This is a genomic window from Sphingobium sp., assembly GCF_035511395.1.
In the GTDB taxonomy this organism is placed as follows: Bacteria; Pseudomonadota; Alphaproteobacteria; order Sphingomonadales; family Sphingomonadaceae; genus Sphingobium.
The window spans coordinates 1-3,363 of sequence record NZ_DATKFP010000442.1 but is presented as its reverse complement, the minus strand read 5'-3'; the positions used below and the strand labels follow the sequence as shown (position 1 = coordinate 3,363).

Annotated in this window: 3 protein-coding genes; all 3 read right to left on the bottom strand. The window is 64.0% G+C overall.

The genetic code is table 11. The annotated features are described in order from the left end of the window. On the bottom strand, positions 1 to 507 hold a 507-nt coding region (locus VMR39_RS29730; protein ID WP_325422050.1), incomplete at its 3' end, for an outer membrane beta-barrel protein. 203 nt (positions 508 to 710) lie between these two features. After that, positions 711 to 2,051 (bottom strand): HlyD family type I secretion periplasmic adaptor subunit, encoded by a 1,341-nt coding sequence (locus VMR39_RS29725; protein ID WP_325422048.1) that lies wholly within the window; start codon positions 2,049 to 2,051, stop codon positions 711 to 713. 8 nt (positions 2,052 to 2,059) lie between these two features. Next, positions 2,060 to 3,363: type I secretion system permease/ATPase (locus tag VMR39_RS29720; protein WP_325422046.1), on the bottom strand; the 1,304-nt coding region annotated here is incomplete at its 5' end.

Genomic DNA, 3,363 nt, shown 5'->3' with positions numbered 1-3,363 from the left:
TTCGGCCGCGTTTCGATTGGAAGCGGCACTGCTGCGCGGCTCGATCAGGCTGGCATAGGAGAACGTACCAAGCAGCGCATGTTGCTGAGTCAAATTCAGGCGCCCATCCGCCGCGACGGCAAATTCTTCGCTGTTTTCCGTTCGGTACCACGAAAAGCGCCTGACCGTGCCGGATGCTGCCAAATTCAGTTCGTGCTGCGACAATCTTGCGCTGGCGACCAAGGACGGCATGGCAGTGACGACTTGCGCCGCCTTGGCATCGGCTTGATTGAAGACGTTGCCTTCATATCCCGAAACGATCGACAATTGCGGTTGCGCCAGGAAGGGGCCGACGACAAGGGGGACGGGCCTGTATTCGGATTCAGATCGCGCCCCTGCGACGTCGGTCCGGTCGAGACGCGGATCGATGACGATGGAGGTACTTGCCCCGATCTCCTGGGCGATCGAGCCGATCGGGCATACCAGCGCCGTCGACGGGACCAGGTATTTCAACAACCCCCACTTCATCATCGAAATCCAAGCAGCGACAATGACCCGAAGCCCGGGTCGGGCCGATGTGGGCGACACCTGGTGATCCAGTGCGCGTCCGGAGCGAATACAGACTGCCTCGCATACTCAGGACGATGACCTCGCAGCGTAAGGCAGATATATTCCGCCGTACCACGCGCTTTCACCCCAACCCCGTTAATTCCCGTTAGTACTTATCCTCGCTACTCTCGAAGCGCTCGCCGGAATTGATCCGAAAGCGGGCGAATTATATATTGCAGGATGGTGCGGTGTTCGGTCTGGATGAAAACTTCGACAGGCATTCCGACCGAAATCCTGGCCTTTCCAAGCTTGCGAAGTTCCTCATCCGAAATGGATACGGTGGCAGTGTAGTAGGTTGTATTGGTGACGCGTTCGACGGTTCGGTCCGCCGCGACCTGAGTCACGGTGCCTGCGATCTCTGGCGTCGTCCGCATACTCAACGCTGCAAAGCGCAGGTGAGCGAGCTGGCCCTCGGCCACTTGATCGATATCCGTCAGCTTCACATGTGCCTTGACCACGAGCCGATCGCGATCGGGCACGATTTCCATCAAGGTTTCCCCCGCGGGAACGACGCTACCCACGGTGCGAATCTGCAACTTGTCGACCACGCCACTTTGCGGCGCCCGGATGGCGGTTCGATCGTTCTGATCGCTTGCCGTTACGTCATCCTTGCGCAGCTGGGCGATCTGCGCCTCTACCTGCCCCAGTTCCAGCGCTGCCTGACTGCGCGCGGCGCTGCCGACCGAGGCCATCTGCACCCGCAGCTCGCCAATGCGTGCCTGCGCCTCGACAATCCCCGAGCGTGCCGCAGCCCGCTGCGCTTCAACGCCTACCGCAGCACGCTCGAGTGCGTTGAGCCGGTCCAGCGTGGTCAGCCGGCTCTCGTAAAGTTGTCGCGTCTGGATGAGTTCCTGCTGCACGAGCCGTTCCTGGCGACCATAGGATTCAGCCTGAGTAGCGTAGGCGGCAATCTCGGCACGGGTCTGGGCGGTTCGCGCCTGAAGCTGGTTGATCTGGTCGACCCGCGCGCCGCGCTCCAGTTCGAAGCTGCGACGCTCGTCATCCAGAATCGCCCTGACGGCGGGATCGGACGATTTGGCGGTCAGCTCCGATGGGAAGGTCACGGCGCCGGCCCCGGCCTGCAGCGCCCGCAGCCTGGCCGCTCTTGCCAGCAACTGATCCAGGCTCAGCCCCGTAAACTCGGCCACCGCGCCGGCAACGGTGTTATCCAGCCGGACGAGCACCTGCCCCCTGCGTACCCGATCGCCGTCACGCACGAGAATATCCGCAGCCACGCCGCCGAACGGATGCGAAATCTCCTTTACATGCGTCTCCACCGTGACTTCGCCCGGCGCGATCACCGCGCCCGCCATTGGCAGGAGAGTGATGAGCCCTCCCAGGCCAAGCACAAGAATCCCGATGGCGATCAGACCATGGCGCGCCAATCGCGAAAGGCCGCGTTCGCTGAACTCGTCCTCGTGGGGAACGAGCGAGCGCATCGCGGCACCGCCCTGCAATTCCAAGACACTGGTCATCGGCCGGCCTCCGCCGCTTCATCCGCGCGCCCCTCGAGGCTCGCTTCGCTGCGATCCGCGACGCGCACGGCATTGCCGCGATTCGCTGCCGGTGGGATTTTCACCCGGGCTTCGAACTCGTCGCGCGTTTCAAGGCGCTCGATCCGTCCGCCGTTCATGACCATTATCCTGGTGACATGGGCGAGCACGCTCGGGCGGTGCGCGATGACGACGACGATCCCGCCTCGCTCCCGAACCCGCTGGACAGCCACACCCAGAGCAGCCTCACCCTCGATGTCGAGGTTGCTGTTCGGCTCGTCGAGCACGACCAGAAACGGGTCGCCGTAAAGCGCGCGCGCCAAGGCGATCCGCTGCTTCTGGCCTGCGGAAAGATCGCCGCCCTGCGGTCCGATCAGGTGATCGTACCCGCCCTCGAGCCGGACGATCAGATCATGGCAGTCCGCCGCTTGCGCCGCTTTCAGGATCGCCTCTCGGTCCGCATCGCGGCTGAAGCGGGAGATGTTCTGCCCGATCGTTCCCTCGAACAGTTCGATCGACTGCGGCACGTAGCCGATGATCCGCGCAGCCTCGTCCGCCGGCCATTGGTCGAGCGTCGCGCCGTCCAGTCGCACGGAGCCGCGAATGGCCGGCCAGATTCCGCAGAGCACCCTGGCCAGCGTCGTCTTGCCCGATCCGCTGCGGCCCACCACCGCCAGCGCATCGCCCGCGTTCAAGGTGAACGACATGTCGGCCAGCGTAACCACCCGTGTTCCGGGCGGCGCCGAGCTCAGGCCGCTCACCACGACTTGCGAGCGTGGCAGTTCCAGCCCCAGCGGCTCGATCCGATTGGGCACCGCTTGCATCAACTCGCGCAGGCGGTCGAGCGCCTGGCGGCTCGATACCATGCCTTTCCAGTTCGCGATCACCTGCTCGACCGGCGCCAGCGCCCGCGCCGAGAGGATCGAGCCGGCAATGATGATGCCCCCGGTCGCCGCATCCTCGATCACGAGAAACGCGCCCAATGCCAGGGTCGCGGACTGGAGCAGCATCCGGAAAGCCTTTGTCGAGCCGGACAAGGTGCTGGATATGTAGGAAAAGCGGTCATTCGCGCGCAGATATTCGCTTTCCACCGTGTGCCACTGGTCGCGTCGTGCGTTTGCCATGCCCAGCGCGCGAAGCGTTTCGGCATTCCGCAAGGTCGCCTCGGCGAGCGTCATTCGCCGCGCGCCCGATCGCATCGTCTCCATCGCGAGCGGCGCCGTCAGGCGATTGTTGACCAGCATGAGGACCACCAGCACCGCGACGCCGGCCAGCGACAGCA